Raw genomic sequence first — 21,934 nt, forward strand, 5'->3', positions numbered from 1 at the left:
TGAAGTTTAGCGTTTTCTTTGCGGTTAAGGAAACAGTAATCTCAAAGGTTTCAATTCTAATGCTTGGTACATGAAAGAGGATAACAAGCAAGGAATGGAAGGCAGGCAGGGAAGATCAAAGCTGTTGAGTTCATGGACAAGGCTGGCATAAAGAAAGCGATATTTTAAAAGAAAATGAGGGAATACGAGGAAATAAAATCATTAAAATGATATAAATAGATTTTATACTTTTAGTATTTGACAATGCAACCACAGTCATTAGAGAGGATATAGTAGTCTGTGTAATAACAAAACCAAAACTTACGTTAAGTATTAGCGGACTTGAACTACTCACCACTTAACGTCCTAACGGACGTTTGAAGTGGGAGATTCCTGCGAACACCGATGTATCCACCAGTTATCTTAGCAGGCTCTACCCGCAGTCCCTACGGTGAGAACATAAGTATCTTGTACGCTGACTCACCACACTATCTACTTTAGCTTGGTTTTCGCAATTTTGAGAAGCGTGGGGCGATAGAACGTTGAAGATTTTACGGTTGCAACGTTTTTCTGCAACCAACCTCATATCTTCAGTTTTCGAAGAGCAATCTGTACAAGTAAATGATAACAAATATGTTGGCTTATGCCAACCGACATTCATCTTCCACCTAAAATTGGTGTTTCACACCTTCACATTTTTGAGGAAGGAGTCTTCTGTCGGAAAACGATAAAAGACTGATTTTGAATGTCATGATGTCCACTAATGCTTATAGCGTGATTTGGTTCTAGTGCTATACAAAGGCCATCATCACCATACTGAATAAAGTGAATAAAATATAGATTTGATTTATAAGTCGGAGGAGGGCACCTTAGGGTGTCTTTTCTTTTATCCATTACACCCATTGTTTACACATTGATTTTTTATGTTCATTTGATATAATTATTACTACAGTAGTATTACAGTAATACCTTGGGTATATAATAAAAGAAGAGATGCTCTATACATCTCTTCTGGTAACTGTTGCCGTAAGGCGGATAGTTACTAAATAAAGTTATTTTCTTTTTCTAGAACTTCCCTTTTGCTTCCGACGGCGTAGGGAGGTTCTTTTACGTTTTTTGCTAATATTACTCACTAGTTTGTTTCCATAACCAGTAACAAGAATTGTCAAAAATACCTTCAACAAATCCTGTAGCAAAGACAGTAAATATTCCATCATAGGAGTTACCTCCTTTCCCTCTATATAAAAAAGAGAAAGGACAGCAACCAACCACCCTACGTCATACAGTTAAATCTATTCCATCATACTAGTACAATCTCACCAATATAAACAAGACCACCATTATTGATAGCCTTTTTAGGTAAATGTAGAACAATTAATTACAACATGTTTATAGCATGATTAATATATAATAATTTCGTCTTATGACCTTTATCATAAACTATTACATGATATATATTTTTTGTACCACGCTTTGTTAATGCATTTAACCTTCGTAGGTGTTGAAGGTTTAGAACTATCCTTTAGTATAGTCATATCATTAGAACATCCTGCGGTATTTAGACAGAATGTAACTAATAAACATGATAGTAATAATTTATTCACATAATCACTTCTAATTCTTTATTAGTTAACATTTTTTCATGAAATACGTTCTTTACTAATTTTACATTACATTAAAGTTCAGAAAATATTCTTCTACTCATAAATTGTTACATTTGATCTAGGGGAACTCTGCTAATAATAAAAGTTGTTCTAGTCGAAGAAAGGCATCCTATTACTGATAAAGGTAAAACTGTTAGTTATCTAATTTTCCCAGTCATTATGTATTTGATGTATGTAACAAAGGAACTAATAGCAGAAAATGAACTAAAAGGTACATAAATGGGGACAATCTGGAAATGGATCTTTTGGTTATTTATTGTACTATAGTTTTTTTACAAAAAAAAGTATGTGCCGAGACTAGATTATTAAAATTACAATGTAGGGAGCTGGGGAGGGAGTTAAAACAGGGTGATAAAAAAGAGTTTTAGAAAATATACCTGTGACAATTTAGAGTGTCATAGGTGTACTAATATTGTTTTGTATATTAAGTTAAAATACTATACTAAATTTTACTTCTTTAATTTATAAAGACATTTCACCTTCATTAGCTAATAATGTAGGGCCAATCCATATGGAAAATATGTTCAAACCTTTACTTGAACATGGCAATATTTAAAAGATTAATATAAACATGGAAAAAACCGTCTTGAATTGGGCGTTTTTTTTAGTTTATACTTTCAAATTCAAGAAGTTTAAACTTAGTGTGATTAAACTGAAAACATCCTTATAAAACTTAGTTTTAGTCATTTGTTTAATATGAATTATATTTATTTAACTATATATAATTCCTTAGATTTTTGATAAGTATCCATCATATTGACTTAAACCTCAAAAAGGGTATTTCTATTAGACGGAAAAGGTAAGGATTCTAAAGTCTAATATGCCTCCACATTGCTAATAAGATAATAAATGAAATGCCTAAAATGAGAAAATTGATATTCTCAAATGAAGGGGTATATTTTTTTGCCTTGAGTTCCTTTTACAACTTTTAAATTGATGAATATGTGAATTCTTTATTCCAAAGAATTCAATATCTACAGAAAGGTATTTAAGGTTATTGTAAGGTAAATGAAAGTTACCTGAAAGAATCCCAGTTTAATATACAGGTATGAATTAACACAGGAGGGATGAAATAATGTTAAAGGAACTGGGAATAGGTTTAGTAACTTCCTTAATTTTGTTGAGTACAAATGGTATTGCTGATGCATCTACTAACAGCGTACATGTAAAAAATGAAATGATATCTAAGAGCACAAAAAAGTGCAGTGACTGTTGGCGTGTTGGTCAATCTAGGATTGAGGAAGGAGTTGCAGCAAAGCATACAATAAAAGGTGGAGAAAAAGTTGTAAAAGTTACATTACAAGACGATGGAATGGTTAGGATGGATGTCATTGGCAAAGGGTTTGCTGAAGTTAAAGTAACTAGGGAGAATGGGAAAAGTGTATATTATCAGTTTGAGGTGATTTAATTATAAATCAAATATAGGTTTTCATTTTAGAACGTTGCCTTCCTATAATTAGGAAGGCTTTTATTATTACATAACTAGGATAAAATAATAGTTCGCTAAATTGGCTAGGAACATAACTAAAAATGTCAGAGGAAATTTAATAAATTGTTTCACATGAATCATCTTCTCTTGGTTGGATTAAAATGTTTACCTTCGTCTAAATACAAGTTATACACACATATATTGATCATATAAAGATATATATTACACATAATATTATGTTAAAGGTGGCGAAATGTATCATGAAAGATTTTGTTCTCGAAAAAGAAAACATTATTCGTAAATATGGTGAATGGACCGCTTATGATATTAAATTAACGGATACTCTATATACAAGAGATATTCGACAACCAAATCCTGCATTAAAAAAAATTGTGACAATGATTCAAGATATCACACAATGTGATTTTAAAAATCTTCGAATCTTAGATTTAGCTTGTTTAGAGGGGCATTACGCTATTGAGTTTGCTATGCAAGGAGCAACTGTTGTAGGGATAGAAGGAAGAGAATCAAACATACAAAAAGCTATATTCGCTAAAGATTTATTAAGGTTGGAAAACTTAACCTTTTATCAAGATGATGTAAGAAATTTAAGTGCTGAAAAATATGGTCAATTTGATATTGTTTTATGCTCTGGTATTTTATATCATTTAGACTGCTCAGATGTATTCCCCTTTTTAGAAAAAGTATATGAAGTATGCAAAAGGTTTGTAATAATTGATACTCATATCACTTCTACTCCCAATGTATCAGTACTTTATAAAAATTATGAATATAAGGGACACACAATGCTAGAACACTCTGCTAATTCATCAATAGAAGAACGTTTACAATCAAAATGGGCATCATTAGATAACGTTACTAGTTTTTGGATGACAAAATCCTCTCTATACAATTTTTTAACGCGAACAGGTTTCTCTTCTATAAATGAATCCAGAAGTTTAGTTCAAGAAGATAGGATTACTGTTGTAGCTTTTAAGAAATATCCTATAGAAATTAAAAGCTCTCCTGAAACAGAAAAATACATTGAACCCGATTATTTAGAATGCTAAAAATAACACGTTTAAGTTTAATGTTTTAATCAATCTGTATGAGGTAAAACTATATGTCATTTAAGCTAAAATCTTAAAGTATCCCTAAACAAAATTATTAGTTTTCCAAAAGCTATTTATATAAATACAACTCGTTGTTTCCGTTTTGGGATACTATAAAGTTGTAGATAGTGATGGAATAGCACCGCATTACTATCAACTTAAAGAAATACTTCCGAAAACAAAAAATGAAAAGAATAATAAAAAAGCTTATCATTACGTGTTAAAAGATAAGCTTTTTTATTTTAGGGTAATTACAAGTATTGAAATTCTTTTAATACTCTCATAATAAACTTAAAGATGCTCTTTTCGACCTTGTAAAATTAACCCTTTATTATTTAAAAGCTGTGATATACCAAATAGCAACAACATTTCCATTTTTATCGAGTACTCTGCCTTCAGCTGCTCCTTCTTCATATGCTGTTACTACACCAGTTTTAGGGTTTACATAAATTTTGTTTTCACTAAATAAGACATATTTGTATTGATTTCCGCTTGGCGTCATTGACCAAGGTTTCCCCACTTTAATATGCATAAATTCACCTTGCACGTCAGATACTTGATAACCCGATTTTGTTGATTCTTGATTGTTTACTGCAGCGTGAGTTTTAGTAGTAGCAAAAGTTCCTAAACCTCCAATTCCAATGGTAGCTGCTAACGCAATTCCAACAAATTTTTTCATGTGATAATGCCTCCTTTTTTTATTCATACCTGTATATTAAACGGTTAGTCTTTCATGTCACTTTCATTTATCTTACAATAACCTTAAATAGAATTTTGAAAATTCTGACTGATGCGAGGGAGAGTATGAAAAAAAATATATTAATTGTTGATGATGACAAAGATATTATTGATCTTTTAAAGCTTTTTTTAGAAATGGAAAATTTTTTTGTTGTAGAGGCTTCAAATGGTGAAGTTGCCTTAAAGTGTCTAGAAGAAAATCATATTGATTTAGCTATTGTTGATATTATGATGCCTAAAATGGATGGTTATCAATTAATCAAAAAAATTCGTGAGACGTTACAATTTCCAATACTTATATTGTCAGCCAAATCTCAAGAAGTAGATAAAATTATAGGTTTAGGGATTGGAGCAGATGACTTCATTACAAAGCCATTTAGTGCTTTAGAAATTATAGCTAGAGTTCAAGCTCATCTTAGAAGGTCCTATGAATTTAATGATAAGGCTGTAGAAGGTAAGGAGAAGCAAATTCATATGGGTGATTTAGTATTAGATCATCATTCTTGTACACTCTATAAATCAAGCGAATCCATTTCTCTCAGTGCTACGGAATATAAAATCTTAACACTTTTTATGGAAGAACCAGGGAGAATATTTACTAAAAAACAAATTTTTGAAAGTGTATGGTCGGAGTATTACTGTGCAGATGATAATACGATTATGGTTCATATTAGTAGACTGCGAGAGAAATTAGAGGATTCTCCTAAGAATCCAGTTTATATAAAAACGATCCGGGGACTTGGGTATAGATTTGCTAGGAAGGAAGAACTTTATGAAAAATAAAGTTTTATATATCTTGATTAAAAATTACGTTATATTTGCACTAGCAATAGGTTTCACCGTAATAATTTTATTTATATTTTTGATGTATCAAACAGAAAAGCAACTAGGAAAGCTAAATAAATTAAAGGCAAGTGAAGTAGTTCGTGAAAACTTTAAAACTATTAATGCAGAATCAATAGAATCATTTGGTGGTTGGGTAGAAATTCTTAATGAAAATTTACAAGTTATCTATACCAAAGGGGAAAAGAAGGATAAGCTTTTATCATATTCACAAAGAGAATTTACTAAATTATTATTTGATAATGATAAGCTTCCTTATTATTCATCTGTAGCAACATTTGTAACGAAAAAAGGTGAAACATTATATTGCCTTGTTAAGGTTCCTAAAAAAGCAATAAAGTATGAATATACGTTTTCTGATAAAAATGAGGAATACGTATATGTTTTTTATAAGATATTGCTTACTACAATCGTTTTATTTTTTGTATTTTTCTCTATGAATGTATATATATTTAGTAGGCAAATTGCTAGGAAAATAACCAGGCCATTGGATAAACTAGCAACTGGATTTGAGGAAATTGCTAGTGGGAAATATGATAAAAGGTTAAACTATGAAACATATTTTGAGTTAATGCAAATACAGCATTCGTTTAATGTTATGTCTGAAAAACTCGATAAAATAGAGAAAGAGAAGAAGAGGTTGGAAGAAACCAAGCAGAAGATGCTTGTAGATTTGTCTCATGATTTAAGGACACCAATTACAACTGTTCAAGGTTATATTGAAGCATTACAACTAGGGATCATTACAGAAAAAAGTGAAAGAGAAAGAACTTTGAATGTAATATATAATAAGATTCGAATCATTACGGTATTAACTGAAGATATTTTTGAACTGTCTAAATTAGAGCATTCTGATTACCCTTTTGAAGTACATCCAACTGATGTATCTGAGTTTATTCGTGAATTGCTTGTAGAATATTATGATTTATTTCAAGTGAAGCGCTTAATCCTTCAATATCAAATTCCCTCTAAAGAAGTGATTGCTCCAATTAACAACAGATTACTATACCGTGCTATCTCTAACATAATATCTAATGCCCTACAGTATAATACGGCAGGTACGACCGTGTTTGTATCGTTAATTGAGGATGAAAGCAAAGTATATATAAACATTATAGATAATGGAATTGGAATACCTGAGGATATGAAACAGAGTATTTTTGATGCATTTGTTCGAGTAGATGATTCTCGAGAAAATAATGGGGGATCAGGTCTTGGATTAACTATTGCTAAGCATATAGTGGAGAAACATGGAGGGAAGATTAGTTTAGAGAGTGCAAAGAAACGTACAATTTTTTTTATTTCTTTGCCTAAATTGAATGGGTAGGTATTTTATCTTTTTTGAGGCATTTCTTTTTATCATTTTAGCCAAGAAGACTCCTTCCTCAAGAAGCGTGAAGGTTCACAGCCCAGTGAGTAGGTGGGAGATGAATTGGCTTCGAACAAGGGATGGCAGGAAGCCATCTTAATTGTTCGACATACAGAAAGTGTTACTCCACTACCTATCGAATGTACGTTTGGTGTATAATAGTCATATACCAAAATGGAGGTGAATCAAATAATGATTAATAAAGTCTATAAGTTTCGTATCTATCCAAATCAAGCACAAGCAATTCTAATCAACAAAACGATTGGGTGTTCTCGCTTTGTATTCAATCATTTCCTATCCTTATGGAATCATGCATACAAAGAGACAGGAAAAGGCTTGACCTATGGTACATGCTCTGCCAAACTACCTGCCATGAAGAAAGAGCTTGTTTGGCTAAAAGAAGTGGATAGTATTGCGATTCAGTCGTCTGTTCGCAATCTTGCGGATGCTTATACGCGCTTTTTCAAAAAACAAAACAGCGCACCGCGCTTTAAATCTAAGAAGAACAACGTACAATCTTATACCACAAAACAAACAAATGAAAACATTGCCGTTGTAGGGAACAAAATAAAGTTGCCGAAACTAGGACTTGTTCGATTTGCCAAAAGTCGCGAAGTAGAGGGGCGTATTGTAAATGCTACAGTTAGACGGAACCCTTCTGGTAGATATTTTGTGTCACTATTAGTTGAAACAGAAGTACAAAAACTTCCGAAAACACATTCTTACATTGGAATAGATGTAGGACTAAAAGATTTCGCTATTTTGTCAGATGGAACCCACTATGAAAATCCGAAGTTTTTCCGATCATTAGAAGATAAGTTGGCGAAAGCACAGCGTGTGCTTTCTAGAAGAATGAAAGGATCTTCTCGCTGGAATAAACAACGAGTAAAGGTAGCTAGAATTCATGAATACATATCCAATGCTAGAAAAGATTACTTGGACAAAATTTCAACTGAAATCATCAAAAACCACGATGTTATCGGTATAGAGGATTTGCAAGTATCGAATATGTTAAAGAATCATAAGTTAGCAAAAGCAATTAGTGAGGTATCTTGGTCGCAATTTCGATCCATGTTAGAATACAAAGCAAAATGGTATGGCAAACAAGTCATTGTCGTATCGAAAACATTTGCTTCCAGCCAATTATGTTCTTGTTGTGGGTATCAAAATAAAGACGTTAAAAATCTCAACCTACGTGAATGGGACTGTCCTTCTTGTCAAACACATCATGATAGAGATATTAACGCAAGTATCAATCTAAAGAATGAAGCGATAAGGCTTCTAACCGCAAGGACTGCGGGGTTAGCCTAATCAATTAGAGTTCGATAGAACTCTTTACTTAGGAATCCCTCACTTCTAAACGAAGTGAAAGTGGGGGTAGTTCAACATTTAGTATTCATTTTCCATTACTATCTGTCAATGGCACCATTTTTTGACTGATTGGATGTTGAGATTTTGGTATATTTAATTTCCTTTAAACTTGCACCTCTAGATTCATGGGAGTTTTTTTCCTCTACTTTCGTAACTTCAAACCTTTTAGTTGTAGTATTGTTTACTCCCTTACTGTTCACTCTACATACAGTAACAAACAAATCTTTAATTGGAGGTCTTTCATTTTTAAGTGGACTTATACCAGCAAAAGCAAATCGGTCTTTCAATGATAATGGACTTGAAATAGGGGATATGCTCTGAGAATCTTGTTAATTTTACAGAGTCTCCAAGGGAAGTTACTTTTCCAATTTGGCCTGCTCCTTTATTTTCAATTCATCCTAAACCAAACTCCATAAAAATATTTGTTCCCCATTGCACCCATATCTGCTAGTGGCATAACTTGCTTCGTAACTTCAGTATTTGTTCTTATTCGGTCAATCTCTTCAATTTGTTCTAATAGTTCTAGTTCAACTACATCTGTTGAAGCGATCCTTAATTGAAATTCGGTATGAAAAGCTTCATTCTTATCATTAAGAGCTATCAATTCCTTACTAGAAATATTTGATACATTGAAATATTCTTACATGGTATAATTTTCTTGATGATTTTGGAACTAGAAGGGGTTTAAATGATGGGAAACTTTCAAAGTAATTTTCAAACGGCTACACAAATTGCTACACAAATGAAAAATGCATCGGATACAATTCAAGGTGCGACAAATCGTTCTATAGCAAAGGCGAGCCGTACTACACTATCTGTTAATGCTCAGGCGCAAGAAGCGAATCAACAAATGCTAGATTTGACTAGACAATTTTGTGGGGCCTTTCAACAAGCAATTGATAATATTCATTTAGTAGCTAAGGATTTTGAAAGAATGGATAACGAACTACAAAAGACATTTCGCTAATGTGGCAACCTACGGTAAAGGGAGAAGGATAGGGAGAATAAGATGAGTCAAGATGTAGAAAAGCAAATAAATGAACTTAATCATGAATTACGGATAGTATTTGAAAAACAGGATCGAAATCAAACGGAGATTCAAATCCAGGGACAAGCAGAAATGGACTTTCACGAATTGAGAAATCGAAATAATCGTTTATTTAATAGGATTTTAGAAACATGGCATGGTGATAAAGATGTTTCTCATTTTTTTATGAATAAGCTTCAAGAGTCGCAACATATTGAGCGGAAATTAACATTGGAATTGGAAAATCAAAAAGAAACATTACTTAAAGAAAGACGCAATCTTATTGATTTAGAAACCGACCTTACCTATCGGCAACAGCGATTAAAAAGGGAGGACAAAGCATGAGTTTAAATATGTATTTAGGGGAAGTACAAAATCAGACCCAAAGCATGAATGCTGTATGTGTCACTACTATCCAAGCTATGGAGCAAGCAATCCAATCAATTGATACCTTTGCAACTGATACAGTTTTACAAGGGCAAACATATAGTAGTGCAAAAATATTTTTTGTCCAAACTTTTCGTCCTTTAGCACAAGGTATTATTTATTTATGTGAAGAATTAATCCGTCAAAATGATGCATTTCCAAGCGATTTTCAATCACAAGTTGCTTCCACAGATGTCATTGAACAAGAAATAAGAGAGCAAATTCAAGAAATTAATCGAATGATCTCAAGTATAGAATCAATTAGTATTGCTACAGTATTGCCTGGAATAGATGCCATGGTTATTGTTTTAGTCGAGATGAGAAAAAAACTGCAAGAAAAATTAGAGCATCTATATGAATTTAACTATACGTCCAGTAATAACTACCACACAGCTCTTCAACTTGTAGCTAGCCTTACTGCCGGCCTTGCTGAAGTCCAAAGTGGAAAAGGATTTAGTCCTGTAAGTGGTACGTTTAGTACACAAGGATTAAATATGGATTGGACCGTTTCGATCCAAGAAATTGCTGATGAAAGAAAACGTCAAGTTGATAATCTTTTAAAGGAAGGATCAATAGAAGAGGGAGCGGTGTGCAAGAAACCTCCTGAAAAATCTACTTCTGAAAAAATTATAGATGGTATTTTAGCAGGTACGGGTCAAGCAGTTGAAGATACAATAGATGGTATTTTCGCCCTTGGTAAATGGGAAACATGGGAGAACATGGGGTACGCTTTTACTCATTTAAATGAAACCTTACCCGCTATGTGGAACACATTATCAGATTCGTTTATTAATGATGTAATAAATGGAGACGCTGAAAGTCGTGCTAAGTGGGGAAGTTATGCTTTTACACAAATTGGACTTGGACTTATTGGTGATAAGGGGATAAGTAAAGTCACTACATTAGCAAAAGGTGCAAAATTCTCTACAGGAATGTCTTCTTTCGCAAATAAATTGCCACTGACGGATCGGTTGGCATTTGCAGGTGCAAGTGAATTTGGAAGCAATCAAATAAAAAGTTTTGAAGTCTTACAAAAAGCTCGTGAAACATTTATGTTTTCTACGACTGGTAGAAAAAGTAGAGTTAAGGATGTACAAGATGTAATTCAGGAATATGCAGATAAAGTACTTGATAGGGTAACTGTAGAAAAGGAATATCCTAATTCTTATACGGCATCTCAAGTGTTACGTGAAGAACTAAAAGATGCTGGAATTGATCCGCCTCCATACCATAATGCCGCACATCATATTGTACCGTGGAACGATGGTAGGGCAGTGGAAATACAAAAATTAATGAAAGAGTTTGAAATAGATCCTAACTCTGCTGCTAACGGAGTATTTTTACCTGGATATCGAGCAATAGATAGTAAATATGTAACTACGGAGGCAATGCATATAGGTAATCATGGACCTGAGTATATAGAATTAGTATATAATACGTTGACAGAGATTAAAGAGTTTGGTGGTACTCAAGCTGATGCTGTTGCAGCGCTCCAAACAATCAGAGAAGGATTATTAGATGGCAGTATAAAACTAAATCAACCAAAGTAATAAAAATTGAGTAAGTAACAGATCCTGTAGGAGGGAAAGTATGAAGATTTGGGAATTAAAAAGTAAGTTTAATAACTATGAGTCTTTCCAGTTATTAAATTTTGAAGAAGATCACAAAAAATATATTGATGGAAAAATAAATTCAGTAACTCATTTAGCAAATTCATGGGGAAATATATATATAGAGTGTATTGAAGGAGATATTCATAGTGATTTCCCTAAATTTTGGGGAGGAACTGGTGCTCCAATGATTAGTGAAAAAGCCAAGCAAGTACTTGAACCTTTAATAGGTGATAATGTTGAATTTTTACCACTCTTACGCAATTCAACTAGTGAGGTATATTACTTGGTCCACGTGTTGAATGTACTAGATGCGATTGATGGTGATAAAGCAATCTTTAAAAAACTGATTACAGGCCTTATAGTAGGTTGTGAAAAGTTCGCATTTGATTTTAATATAGTTCAAAATGAAATGATTTTTAAAGTTTACATAAATGGAAAAATTCATCCGACGGTTGTCTTTATTTCAGACGAGTTGAAGGCTCTTATTGAACAAAGTGAATTAAAAGGTTTTGAATTTATTGAAGTATGGGATTCGGAAGAGGGTGCCTAAATAATCTAATTTAATTAGATACCCCTATATCTAATATAGCAAGAAATAAAAAGCTTATGCAATTGTATAAGCTTTTTATTATAAATAAGTAAAGGTTCAGAAACAACAACATATTACTCAGTAGTAAAGGAGAATCGTTATGAAGATATGGGAATTAAGAAGTTCTTCTGATAACTATGAGTCTTTTCAATTATTAAATTATAAAGAAGATAAAAAGTTTTTTGAAGAGAAGTTCAACTCTACAATAAAACTAATAGATTCATGGAGAAAGTTACCTATTGAATGCTTAGAAGGAGGAAAGACCACTGATTTTCCACACTTCTGGGGAGAAATTGGTGCCCTAATGGTTAGTGAAAAAGCAAAAACATTATTAGAACCTTCAATAGGCCATAATGTTGAATTCTTACCACTTTTACGCGATTCAACTAGTGAGGTATATTACTTGGTCCATGTGTTGAATGTACTAGATGCAATTGATAGTGATAAAGCAATTTTTAAAAAACTGATTACAGGTTTAATAATAGGATGCGAAAAATTCGCATTTGATAGTAATACTGTTCAAAATGAGATGATTTTTAAGGTTTATATAAATGGGAAAATTCATCCCACGGCTGTTTTTATTTCAGATGAATTGAAGATTCTTATTGAACAAAGTGATTTAAAAGGTTTTGAATTTATTGAAATATGGGATTCAGAATAGGGTGCCTAAATAATCTAATCTAATTTAATTAGATTAGTAATGTGAACCTATATCTAATAGAGTAAAAAATAAAAAGCTTAAGCACATTGAAATGAACTCGAATATTAGTACATGATAAAAACATCACCTGAATTCGCATTCTAATCTTTCTCGTTTTATTTTTTTGCAACGATGAATGAGGAAGAATGCTTATCATGTTTTAAATTAAAATTATATTGGCTAACGTAAAGAATACCAATCATTTACTTCTCCCATCAGCACAAGTAAATGATTGGTACTTCTTGTTAATATCGCTAAGTATTAGCTACGAGCAGAATACTTTATTTCATTCTTTTTTCCCTTACAGTTTGATCTTGTAATCGCTGTTATTCTTTTATTAGTCGATGAACAATTACACGGGTTGGGATTTTATCAGTCATTCCTACATAAGCGTTAGATATTTTGCAGGTTTGTCCAGTCTGAAAAGAGCTTATGAAACCATCCATTATTCACGTTCTTCTTCATATATTTGTACCACAATTATTTTTTTGCTGTTAAAACTAGTTTTTAAGAAGCATATGTTTTAGCAACTGCAGAAATTCTGTATCACTTTTATCATCTTTTATATAATCCTGTTCGTAGTTAAAAATCATTCGTACTAACATAAAAGCTGTAAGCGGTAATGGGACCTTATGCAAAGCTCCTTGCTGATAACCTTTTTCAAGTAAATTACTTATCATGTTAATTGCTTCTTCTTCAGATTGTTTAAAACAAGTTGTAATTTCAGGTGAATGGTACTCTTTATATTCTTGAAAGAGTGTAGAAACAAATGGATCTTGATGATATTCTAGGCTGATATAATGAAGAATTTTTTGTATTCGAAGTAAAACATCTTTTTCTTCTTTATATAAATTAAATAATTGTGAGCGTTTAAGCTGAATATGACGCATATAGCAGTCGCATAATATTTCAGTTTTATCTGTATAGTAATAATAAATAGTACCTTTACCAACTTTAGCTGTCTTTGCAATTTCATCAACCGTTGTGTTACGGACACCACGCGTAGAGAACAGTATTGTGGCAGATTGAATGATTTTCATTTTTTTATTTTCTTTTTCTAATTTGATCATTGTCTACACCCTATCCTTGAAATATTTAGCGAAGTTTTCTGTCTTTACATTCTGTATTAGTTCATTTCTAATTTTGTAAATCCTAATAGAAAGTCCTCTATTTTCTTCTTATAGAATAACATACACCATTCTTATTTCTAGTATATAACTATAATAGAATGCAACTGTATCACTTAGGATGAAAATGAAAGTTTAAGGTAATAATTTTTTAATCGGACGATGAGAATTCAAGTGAAAGGGGACGGTGATTTCTTTCTTGAATGAATTATTTGATTTTTTATTCAATTCATTTTATTATATAAACATGACTAAAAGATGTTTTTAGTCGGATTTTTTTACGGAAAACCGACTGATATTTGATTTTAGTCGGTTTCTATACTATTTGAGAGAAGGTAGACACTATGTGTGGAATTGCAGGGTGGATAGACTGGTCTAAAGACCTGTCTCATGAACAAGAAACGTTAAAAAAAATGACAGATGCTATCATTCACCGAGGGCCTGATGCAGAGGGACATTGGTTTTCAAAACGAGCGGCATTAGGTCATCGACGTCTCATCGTCATTGATCCTGAAGGTGGCCTTCAACCTATGCTCTATAAAGATGGAAATGATACAATTGGCCTTACGTTCAATGGAGAGATTTATAATTATCAGGAATTACGTAAAGAACTTGAGGAGAAAGGTCATGAATTTCAGACCAAGTCGGATACAGAGGTATTACTACATGCTTACTTAGAATGGCAAGAAGATTGTGTTCAACACTTAAATGGGATTTTCGCTTTTGGTATTTGGGATGAAAGATTTGGGAAATTGATGCTTGGTCGTGACCATCTAGGCGTGAAGCCTTTATTTTTCGCTCAAAGGGGAAGCGCAATTCTCTTTGGTTCAGAGTTAAAAGTTTTACTTTCACATCCACTTGTAGATGCTGAGGTAGATAAAGAAGGACTTTCTGAAATATTCTGCCTTGGACCAACACGTACTCCTGGTCATGCTATTTTCAAGGATATACATGAAGTGCGTGCTGGCCATTATATGACGTTTACCTCTAATGGCTCGACTACGACACAGTATTGGAAACTTGAAAGTAAAAAACATGTAGATGATATTGATACAACAGTCGAGACAATCCGCTCCATTTTACAAGATACGGTTAAACGTCAGTTAATTGCTGATAAACCAGTGGTATCTATGCTTTCCGGAGGTTTAGATTCCAGTGGTTTAACAGGTTTAGCAGGAAACGAATTTGGGAATAAAGGGGAACGTCTTCATACATATTCTCTGAATTTCATCAATGATGAAAAAGACTTTGAGCAAGACTTCCTTCGTTTTGATCGTGATGAACCTTGGGTGAAACGTGTAGCTGAATATGTAGGAACAAAGCATCATTCTATAGAGTTAGGATCAGATAGTTTAATAGAGTATTTATTAACTCCAATGCGAGCGCGTGATCTACCTGGAGTTGGAGAACTAGAAACGTCTCTTTATTTGTTATTTAAGGAAATGAAAAAAGATGCAACAGTTGCACTTTCAGGGGAATCCGCAGATGAAGTATTCTCAGGATATCCATGGTTCCATCAAGAGAAGTTTCTAGATGCAGAGATATTCCCTTGGAGTGTTAATTTATGGTATAGTACAGAGATTTTATCAGAGAATTTTAAAGCGAAGATTAGCCCTGAAAAATATCAAAAACAAAAATTTGAAGATGCGGTTGCTGAGATTCCCTTTTTAGAAGGTGAAAGTGATCTGCAAATGAAGCAACGTCAAATGTCTTACATGTTTATTACACGTTTCTTGCCATTTATGCTAGAACGAAAAGATCGCACAAGTATGATGAATGGCTTTGAAGTACGAGTTCCATTTTGCGATTACCGGCTTGTAGAATACTTATGGAATGTCCCATTCGAAATGAAAAGTATAGACAATATTGAAAAAGGTATTTTACGTCGAGCTTTTGAAAATGTACTTCCAGAAGATGTACGTTATCGCAAAAAAAGTGCATATCCAAGCACAAAGGATGCCTCTTATCTACAAGGTATTAGTGATTGGATGTTACATGTGTTGAATAATCCTGAATCACCTATTTTGCCATTAATTAATGTAGAAAGAGTTCGTGCTATTGCAGAAGGAAAAGACGAAGTAATTTCAGGTAATGATGCACGAGGTATAATAGATTATTTACTTCAAGTTAATAGTTGGCTTCAGGAATATAATATTAAATTAGTATGGTAGATGTAATTTTCAAATAAAGAGAATAGCTGAAACATCAATGACCTAAGTGAACCGCACCTCCAATGTATTAGATAGTTATCTAATAATTGGAGATGCGGTTTTATTATCTTGATTTGCAATAACCCTAATCAGTTAGTAAATTAGAGTCAAATAAAGAACTAGGGGAAATAGTATGAATTGGAGGTACTCCGTAAAGGAGAATACGATGAACCTTTTAATTAGAGAATTAGAAGTAAATGATTTAGACAATTTACGGGAGATTGATGATAGTTTTATAGTGAATTCTCGGTTAATTTTTTCTCTTTCAAAAGTAAATAAGCAAAATAAAAGGGAGAAAAGCAATTAGAGCAGGAACTGAAAGTATCTGATGAAGATTTAGAAGAGTAAGTTTTTAGGGGAATCAATATAAAATTTACAAATGAAGAACGAACTCAGCTCACATATAAAATCGGTGATATTAGCGAAAAAAAATGCAGGCGTTGTTATTACAATCGTTCATCAAATGAAAACTTTAGTGTTAATGAATGTAAAATTTGCCCAACTGATATGAGAGAAATGAGAAGGCGGAAATTATGAATTTATGATTTGTAAGGGAGAAGAAATAAAACTATGTGATTGAAAATTGTAGGTTTTATTAAAATAACAATAAAATCAATAAATTGTAATTTAACGATTTTATTGTTATTCTTGTAAAAGCTGGGAGTTAAGTAGATAAGATCATTCTAAAATAATATTGGTTAGCCAGTTAGAATAAATGGTAATCAAGGAGGTTTGACTTTGAGAAAAAAGAAACTAGGCAAGAAAATAAATGGACGTATAGGACATGCTAGAAATTTTTTAATCACAGTTGTATGGGGATTGGAATTGGGATTGGTAGTTTATATGAGCTTTTATTTTGGGGTGGGAATAATATTTGTATTTCTCATGGGATCTACAATGTATTACTATTACTTGAAATTTAGTGGTAAATATCATGTTAGAGCTATAACTAATGAAGAATATCAGGAGATTAAAGGGAGGAAATTAATTCATTATACAGATTTCTTTTATGAGGAACAACTTATTAATTATAAACAAACAGGTCTTATTAACTTAATTGGAAATTCAAGTGCTAGTTCAAATTATAGAATGAGATATAAAGATAAGTGTAAGAAATTTGTTTGGTTTCATATTGAAAGTGAATCTGAAAAAAATGAGCCCTATTTTAGTAGTTTTGTGGAGAATCATTTTTTTGAAGGTGTACCAAGAAAGTATAAAATTCTTATTAATGCAGTAGATTTAAAAAAAGAACAATTATTTATTAACCCTGCCAATGAAAATGTATTAGTACTAGGTGATGTATTAGTTAAAGGGAGAATAGAGGAGAAATTTAATTGGTATAATGATAAATTATATTTTAAAAGTGTATTAGGATCTGCAAAATATATATTAATATTACTACCAATAAGTGGCCAACAATTATTAGGAAACCTAATAAATAAATTAAGTAAGTAAATTTTAATATGGTGAAAACACGGGAACCATACTGTATGAATCAATTGTCATTGTTGGAGGATATCGATAAAAAGAAAATATGTAGACTTGTAGTGAAGGAGTTGAAAAACTACAAAGCATTATTTGTCCGGATGAAAAAAACAAAAAGAACAGGCTTGAGGAGGGGCATCTTTTTTTCCTTAAAATAAAATGTGACAAAAAAATCATGAGATAAGTTTTTTCAAAAGAAAAAAAGAGCAATTTATTTAATAGCTACTGCTTTTGGGATTATATAAACAGGTACCAGATGGTGTTTTTTTATTTGCAATAAAAAAACAAATTGGCAGTATGGGTACTATAAGTTATAACTTTAAATCTTTATAACACAATATAGGTATTAATGATTTTAAAGGAGGCAATTTATAATGGAAAATAAAAAAATAGATTCTGCAATAATTATTTTTGCTATTACTGTATTTACGTATGGGATTGTGTGTTTGTATGAAATGGGATTTAAAACGTTTTATAAATTACCTCATAAATTAATTGATGTAAACCCATCTATAATAGCAGTTATTACAATTACCATAGGTTCCATTGGTATATTAGGATTGATTTATAATGTATTTTTAAATGAAGATACTGGTTTAAAAGATTCTTTTAAAAGGTTACTAAAATTAGATAATAGAAGAGGGAGAAATGAGAGGGATCTTAAATGGTGCTCTTTTATAATTCTTATTTTAGTAATTTTTTTATATTACTTTAATGTAATTAATTTTGATAAATTCTATTCAAGTGGATGGTATCTTGTTGCGATAGCAGTGAGTTTATATACACTTTCTAAAAACTATATAAAGTTATGGGTTTGTGTTGCTATTATAGTGATTGGATTGTCAATTTTTAAAGCTGGTTTTGGTATGGCTAGTATTAAGGAGGACTATCTAATATTGAAAGGAACGGATTTAGTTGTATTAGATTTTAAAGGAGATAAGGCAATTGTTGCTAAAGTAGATTTTAAGAAGAAAATTATTTATCCAGAATATCAATTTATTAAATTAGAATCTAATAAGCCAAACGAACAACAGTTTGAACTAAAATATACTGGTTTTATGGAAATGAAAAAATAAAATATACAATACCTAAGGATTTAGATGATATGAATAGATAAGTATTTACGTTTGCTTTCCCATTTTTTTAATTGTTTTAATGAATCAAAATTAAAATTCTGTATACATCTTTTGTACTAGTAGAACTAAGTCTAAAAGTATGTACAATTACACCATTTGACTAATGGGTAAACTTTACAAACTGTTATATACTAGTATTGTGTCTTGCCTTTATAGGTGCAGTACACAGCCGGTGATTGGCTAGTGGATGTCTTTCCATTTTGCCAGTGCCGGTTTTTTATTAGATAATAAAGAAAACGAAGTTTTTATAAGGAAAGAAGGGGTTGTTTTGAAAGATGTAAATTCTATCTTTATGAGAGAAAAGATTGCTAGTTTTTATCTTTATTTTATTTCTTTTCTTGGTTTGGTTACTATAACTATATCTTTACTTGAAATTAAAATCCCTTCTCATCCAACAATACTCATATTGTTGTTACTATTTATGGGGATTGCAGAGTATTTTCCTGTAAGATTTTGGAGAGGAACTAGCTCGCTTACCTTTCCGATAATTTACGCTATGAGTTGGCAGTTTGGAATCCATATAACTATTGTTGCTATTGTACTCGTCACGCTAATTATTCACCTGCATCGTCGTTCACCGATACAAAGAATGTTATTTAATAGTACTCAGCATGCACTTAGTTTGTTCTTGGCCGAATGGTTTTCAGACAAATGTATGTCCTTAATAGTTAATAAGATAGGTATGTCAGTTCTGTATGAGAATTTAATATCTTTGTTATTATTTTGCGTGATTTTTTGTTTTTTCAACAATCGCTTTTACGATTTGTTAATGATACTCCTTCCGCAGCCATATTCAATCTATCAGTGGTATAAAAAAACTGTAACGGTATTTCTTTGCGAAACTTTTGGTTTCTCTTATGCGGCACTAATGCACGTATTAATTAGTACATATAGTGTGGAAGTAAACGAGATTACAGTACTGTTTTTCTTTTTTCCACTTGTAGCAACTTCCATTATTAGTTCTTTTTCTGTACGGATAAGGATGGAGAAGGAACGATTATATGAGTTATTTCTTATTACGACCGAAATTAGTCGAGGATTAACCGGAGGAAACTTGAAGCATATTAAACAAGCACTTAAAGGTTTTTTTGGTATACAAGCATATGTAATATGGACAAAAGATGATGGGAACTGGAATATTCTATTAAAAGATGGAAAAGTCAAATCTGATATTTCTGATCATTTAGAAAATTTTCGAGCATTTGAGGAACTTTCTAAGAATATTGTATTTAATGATTGGAAAATTGGTACGGCTCCTGGAGATGAAATATTTGATAGTGTCATACGCTCACTTGTATATTTTCCTCTTATTGTAAATGATGAACTAGTCGGGATGTTTGTTGCAGGGAAGAGTAGAAATGCGGGTTTCTTCCCAGAGGATGTACAGTCGTTGGCTACATTTTCTAACCAATTAGCTAATGTAGTTAAAACAAGGATATTGATTTCTGAACAGGAAAAAAGAATGATTCTAGAAGAAAGAAATAGAATCGCCCGAGAAATTCACGATGGTATTGCGCAAACATTAGCCGGGGTGATATTCCAACTAGAATCCGCGCAGAAAAAATACCGTAATAAACCAATAGATATGCAGCAAGTAGTGGAGAAAAGCATAAAAGATTTAAGAGGAAGCCTAGGAGAAGTTCGCTATTCTATTTATGCTTTAAAACCATATCCGACACAACAATTAGGCCTTAAGCAGGCGATAGCAAGTAAAATAAAATCTTTAAAACAAGAATATGAACTAGATATTACATATCATGAAAGAGGTCATGCACGTGCGCTTAGCTTTTCGAAAGAAAGAGTTATTTTTGATACATTGCAAGAGAGTTTGCAAAACATTGTAAAACATGCACAAGCAAAAAAGGCTGATGTTTTACTCAGTTATCAAAGTGAGCACGTGCTTTTAAGAGTTAAGGATAATGGAGTTGGTTTTTCACTGTTTGAGTCTATGGTGAAAACAAAGAATGAGCCACATTATGGTATATTACATATGAATGAGCAAGCTGAACAATTAGGGGCTACTTTACAGATTGATAGTTCCGTAGGGAAAGGGACAGAAATTACACTGTTAATTCCAGATTCACAAACAAGGGGTGCGTAAAATGATTAAAATATTAGTAGTAGATGATCATGCTTTTTTACGGGATGCAATTCGGAGCATACTAGAGGATGAATCTGATATGAAAGTGGTTGGAGAAGCTAGCTCGGGGGATGGGGTATTGGGAAAAGTAGAAGAATGCGGACCAGATTGTATTTTGATGGATATTAATCTTCCAGGGAAAAATGGGATTGAAGCTACAGAGTTAGTGAAAAAAAAATATCCGAATTGCCGAGTACTTGTGTTTACAATGTATGAGCATGATGAGTATTTAATGGATGCACTCCAGGCCGGTGCTGATGGTTATTTATTAAAGGATTCATCATCGGAGCAGGTAGTGGCAGCAATTCGAATGTTATATCGAGGCGATTCCGTTATTCATCCACGTATGACTAAAAAATTAATTACATATCATCAGCAAAAAATGAAAGTAGAATCAAATGAAAATGAACTGACGGAACGTGAAAAGGAGATTCTCTTTGAACTAGTAAAAGGACTTAGTAATAAAGAAATTGCTGAAGTTCTATATATTAGTGATAAAACCGTTAAAATTCACATCAATAAAATTTTTAAAAAACTAAATGTGAAAAGTCGATCGCAAGCAGTGATTTATGCAGTTCGAAATCAATTGGTTCCGTTGGATTAAATAAGAGATTTTTCAAAGAACTATCATGTTGCTTTATTCTGTATTACACAGAATAAAGGACAAGATAGTTCTTTTGTACTATGTAGGCATAGAATCCTTAAAGAAAAGATACTCCTTTTGTTTAATTTTCAGAATAATCAAAATGTGAAATAATGAAAATAGAATTACATTTTAACTTTGTTAATAATTCATTTCGTGAAAATCCTTTATTGGAAATAAATGATGGAGGGCTCTTATAGAATGAGAAACGTGAGTAATTAGCTATATGAGGTATGGGGATGGTAGTAGCGTTGGAAACCTTTCGTGATACAAAAGATTAAGTTTAATAGAGTTTTCAATACTAAATGGGAAATTAAGAATCAATTTGTTTCA

General features: G+C 32.2%; 20 protein-coding genes and 3 pseudogenes. 17 read left to right on the forward strand and 6 right to left on the reverse strand.

Annotated elements, in window-relative coordinates; all coding sequences use genetic code 11:
• Positions 1 to 1,031: 1,031 nt before the first annotated feature.
• The gene (locus NZ044_RS27650; RefSeq protein ID WP_165375055.1) at positions 1,032 to 1,196 is read right to left on the reverse strand and encodes a hypothetical protein; all 165 of its coding nucleotides are present in this window, start codon (positions 1,194 to 1,196) and stop codon (positions 1,032 to 1,034) included.
• Positions 1,197 to 2,718: 1,522 nt separating this feature from the next.
• Here NZ044_RS27650 and NZ044_RS27655 point away from each other — a divergent pair.
• Together NZ044_RS27655 and NZ044_RS27660 are read left to right on the forward strand one after the other, a co-directional pair.
• Positions 2,719 to 3,051, forward strand: a complete 333-nt coding sequence (locus tag NZ044_RS27655; RefSeq protein WP_016083102.1) for a hypothetical protein — start codon at positions 2,719 to 2,721, stop codon at positions 3,049 to 3,051.
• Positions 3,052 to 3,332: 281 nt separating this feature from the next.
• Positions 3,333 to 4,142 (forward strand): class I SAM-dependent methyltransferase, encoded by an 810-nt coding sequence (locus tag NZ044_RS27660; protein ID WP_016083101.1) that lies wholly within the window; start codon positions 3,333 to 3,335, stop codon positions 4,140 to 4,142.
• Positions 4,143 to 4,515: 373 nt separating this feature from the next.
• Here NZ044_RS27660 and NZ044_RS27665 read toward each other — a convergent pair whose 3' ends face one another.
• Positions 4,516 to 4,863, reverse strand: coding sequence for a hypothetical protein (locus tag NZ044_RS27665; RefSeq protein WP_340950083.1), 348 nt, complete (start codon positions 4,861 to 4,863; stop codon positions 4,516 to 4,518).
• 125 nt (positions 4,864 to 4,988) lie between these two features.
• Here NZ044_RS27665 and NZ044_RS27670 point away from each other — a divergent pair, with 125 nt between their 5' ends.
• The 3 genes from NZ044_RS27670 to tnpB all read left to right on the forward strand — a co-directional run bounded on the left by NZ044_RS27670 (position 4,989) and on the right by tnpB (position 8,445).
• Entirely contained in the window at positions 4,989 to 5,705 is a 717-nt protein-coding gene (locus NZ044_RS27670) for a response regulator transcription factor (protein WP_074790473.1), read from the forward strand.
• Positions 5,695 to 7,092, forward strand: coding sequence for a sensor histidine kinase (locus NZ044_RS27675; RefSeq protein ID WP_340950084.1), 1,398 nt, complete (start codon positions 5,695 to 5,697; stop codon positions 7,090 to 7,092). The genes NZ044_RS27670 and NZ044_RS27675 overlap by 11 nt, the downstream gene beginning before the upstream one ends.
• A gap of 234 nt (positions 7,093 to 7,326) precedes the next feature.
• A complete protein-coding gene (gene tnpB, locus NZ044_RS27680; protein ID WP_340950085.1) occupies positions 7,327 to 8,445 on the forward strand; it encodes an IS200/IS605 family element RNA-guided endonuclease TnpB in 1,119 nt (372 codons plus the stop codon).
• Between the two features lie 313 nt (positions 8,446 to 8,758).
• Here tnpB and NZ044_RS30915 read toward each other — a convergent pair.
• Positions 8,759 to 8,940, reverse strand: a pseudogene (locus NZ044_RS30915) (hypothetical protein); the annotation flags it as partial.
• Positions 8,894 to 9,109, reverse strand: a complete 216-nt coding sequence (locus tag NZ044_RS27690; protein ID WP_170265090.1) for a hypothetical protein — start codon at positions 9,107 to 9,109, stop codon at positions 8,894 to 8,896. The gene NZ044_RS27690 and the pseudogene NZ044_RS30915, both read right to left, overlap by 47 nt.
• Before the next feature lie 84 nt (positions 9,110 to 9,193).
• On the opposite strand from NZ044_RS27690, the gene NZ044_RS27695 reads away from it, so the two are divergent.
• The 5 genes from NZ044_RS27695 (at position 9,194) to NZ044_RS27715 (ending at position 12,821) form a co-directional block, all read left to right on the forward strand.
• Positions 9,194 to 9,472, forward strand: a complete 279-nt coding sequence (locus NZ044_RS27695; RefSeq protein WP_074790097.1) for a TIGR04197 family type VII secretion effector — start codon at positions 9,194 to 9,196, stop codon at positions 9,470 to 9,472.
• 42 nt (positions 9,473 to 9,514) lie between these two features.
• A complete protein-coding gene (locus NZ044_RS27700) occupies positions 9,515 to 9,877 on the forward strand; it encodes a DUF3958 family protein (RefSeq protein WP_074790096.1) in 363 nt (120 codons plus the stop codon).
• The gene (locus NZ044_RS27705) at positions 9,874 to 11,508 is read left to right on the forward strand and encodes an AHH domain-containing protein (RefSeq protein WP_340950086.1); all 1,635 of its coding nucleotides are present in this window, start codon (positions 9,874 to 9,876) and stop codon (positions 11,506 to 11,508) included. Before NZ044_RS27700 ends, NZ044_RS27705 begins: the two co-directional genes overlap by 4 nt.
• 40 nt (positions 11,509 to 11,548) lie before the next feature.
• Entirely contained in the window at positions 11,549 to 12,121 is a 573-nt protein-coding gene (locus tag NZ044_RS27710; protein ID WP_016078296.1) for an imm11 family protein, read from the forward strand.
• A 139-nt stretch (positions 12,122 to 12,260) separates the two neighbouring features.
• Complete coding sequence (locus tag NZ044_RS27715; protein WP_340950087.1) at positions 12,261 to 12,821, forward strand: imm11 family protein; 561 nt, start codon at positions 12,261 to 12,263, stop codon at positions 12,819 to 12,821.
• Between the two features lie 135 nt (positions 12,822 to 12,956).
• Here NZ044_RS27715 and NZ044_RS27720 read toward each other — a convergent pair.
• Both NZ044_RS27720 and NZ044_RS27725 read right to left on the reverse strand, forming a co-directional pair.
• Positions 12,957 to 13,306 (reverse strand): annotated as a pseudogene (locus NZ044_RS27720) (IS4 family transposase); the annotation flags it as partial.
• A 54-nt stretch (positions 13,307 to 13,360) separates the two neighbouring features.
• Complete coding sequence (locus NZ044_RS27725; protein WP_000593069.1) at positions 13,361 to 13,930, reverse strand: TetR/AcrR family transcriptional regulator; 570 nt, start codon at positions 13,928 to 13,930, stop codon at positions 13,361 to 13,363.
• A 401-nt stretch (positions 13,931 to 14,331) separates the two neighbouring features.
• Here NZ044_RS27725 and asnB point away from each other — a divergent pair, with 401 nt between their 5' ends.
• The 7 genes and pseudogenes from asnB (at position 14,332) to NZ044_RS27760 (ending at position 21,562) form a co-directional block, all read left to right on the forward strand.
• Positions 14,332 to 16,158, forward strand: a complete 1,827-nt coding sequence (gene asnB / locus NZ044_RS27730; RefSeq protein WP_098902825.1) for an asparagine synthase (glutamine-hydrolyzing) — start codon at positions 14,332 to 14,334, stop codon at positions 16,156 to 16,158.
• Between the two features lie 205 nt (positions 16,159 to 16,363).
• Positions 16,364 to 16,480: pseudogene (locus tag NZ044_RS27735) on the forward strand (GNAT family N-acetyltransferase); the annotation flags it as partial.
• A gap of 96 nt (positions 16,481 to 16,576) precedes the next feature.
• Positions 16,577 to 16,708, forward strand: coding sequence for a hypothetical protein (locus NZ044_RS27740; protein WP_340950088.1), 132 nt, complete (start codon positions 16,577 to 16,579; stop codon positions 16,706 to 16,708).
• 227 nt (positions 16,709 to 16,935) lie between these two features.
• Positions 16,936 to 17,652, forward strand: coding sequence for a hypothetical protein (locus NZ044_RS27745; protein ID WP_340950089.1), 717 nt, complete (start codon positions 16,936 to 16,938; stop codon positions 17,650 to 17,652).
• Between the two features lie 404 nt (positions 17,653 to 18,056).
• On the forward strand, positions 18,057 to 18,758 hold the full coding sequence (locus tag NZ044_RS27750) for a hypothetical protein (RefSeq protein ID WP_340950090.1): 702 nt from the start codon (positions 18,057 to 18,059) through the stop codon (positions 18,756 to 18,758).
• Between the two features lie 328 nt (positions 18,759 to 19,086).
• Positions 19,087 to 20,919, forward strand: a complete 1,833-nt coding sequence (locus NZ044_RS27755) for a GAF domain-containing sensor histidine kinase (RefSeq protein WP_340950091.1) — start codon at positions 19,087 to 19,089, stop codon at positions 20,917 to 20,919.
• A gap of 1 nt (position 20,920) precedes the next feature.
• Positions 20,921 to 21,562 carry a response regulator gene (locus tag NZ044_RS27760; protein WP_000590673.1) on the forward strand — a complete coding sequence of 214 codons (642 nt, stop codon included), beginning with the start codon at positions 20,921 to 20,923 and terminating at the stop codon, positions 21,560 to 21,562.
• Positions 21,563 to 21,934: the final 372 nt, after the last annotated feature.

Origin of the sequence: Bacillus sp. FSL K6-1338, assembly GCF_038006965.1 — a bacterium.
Taxonomy (GTDB): domain Bacteria; phylum Bacillota; class Bacilli; order Bacillales; family Bacillaceae_G; genus Bacillus_A; species Bacillus_A thuringiensis_S.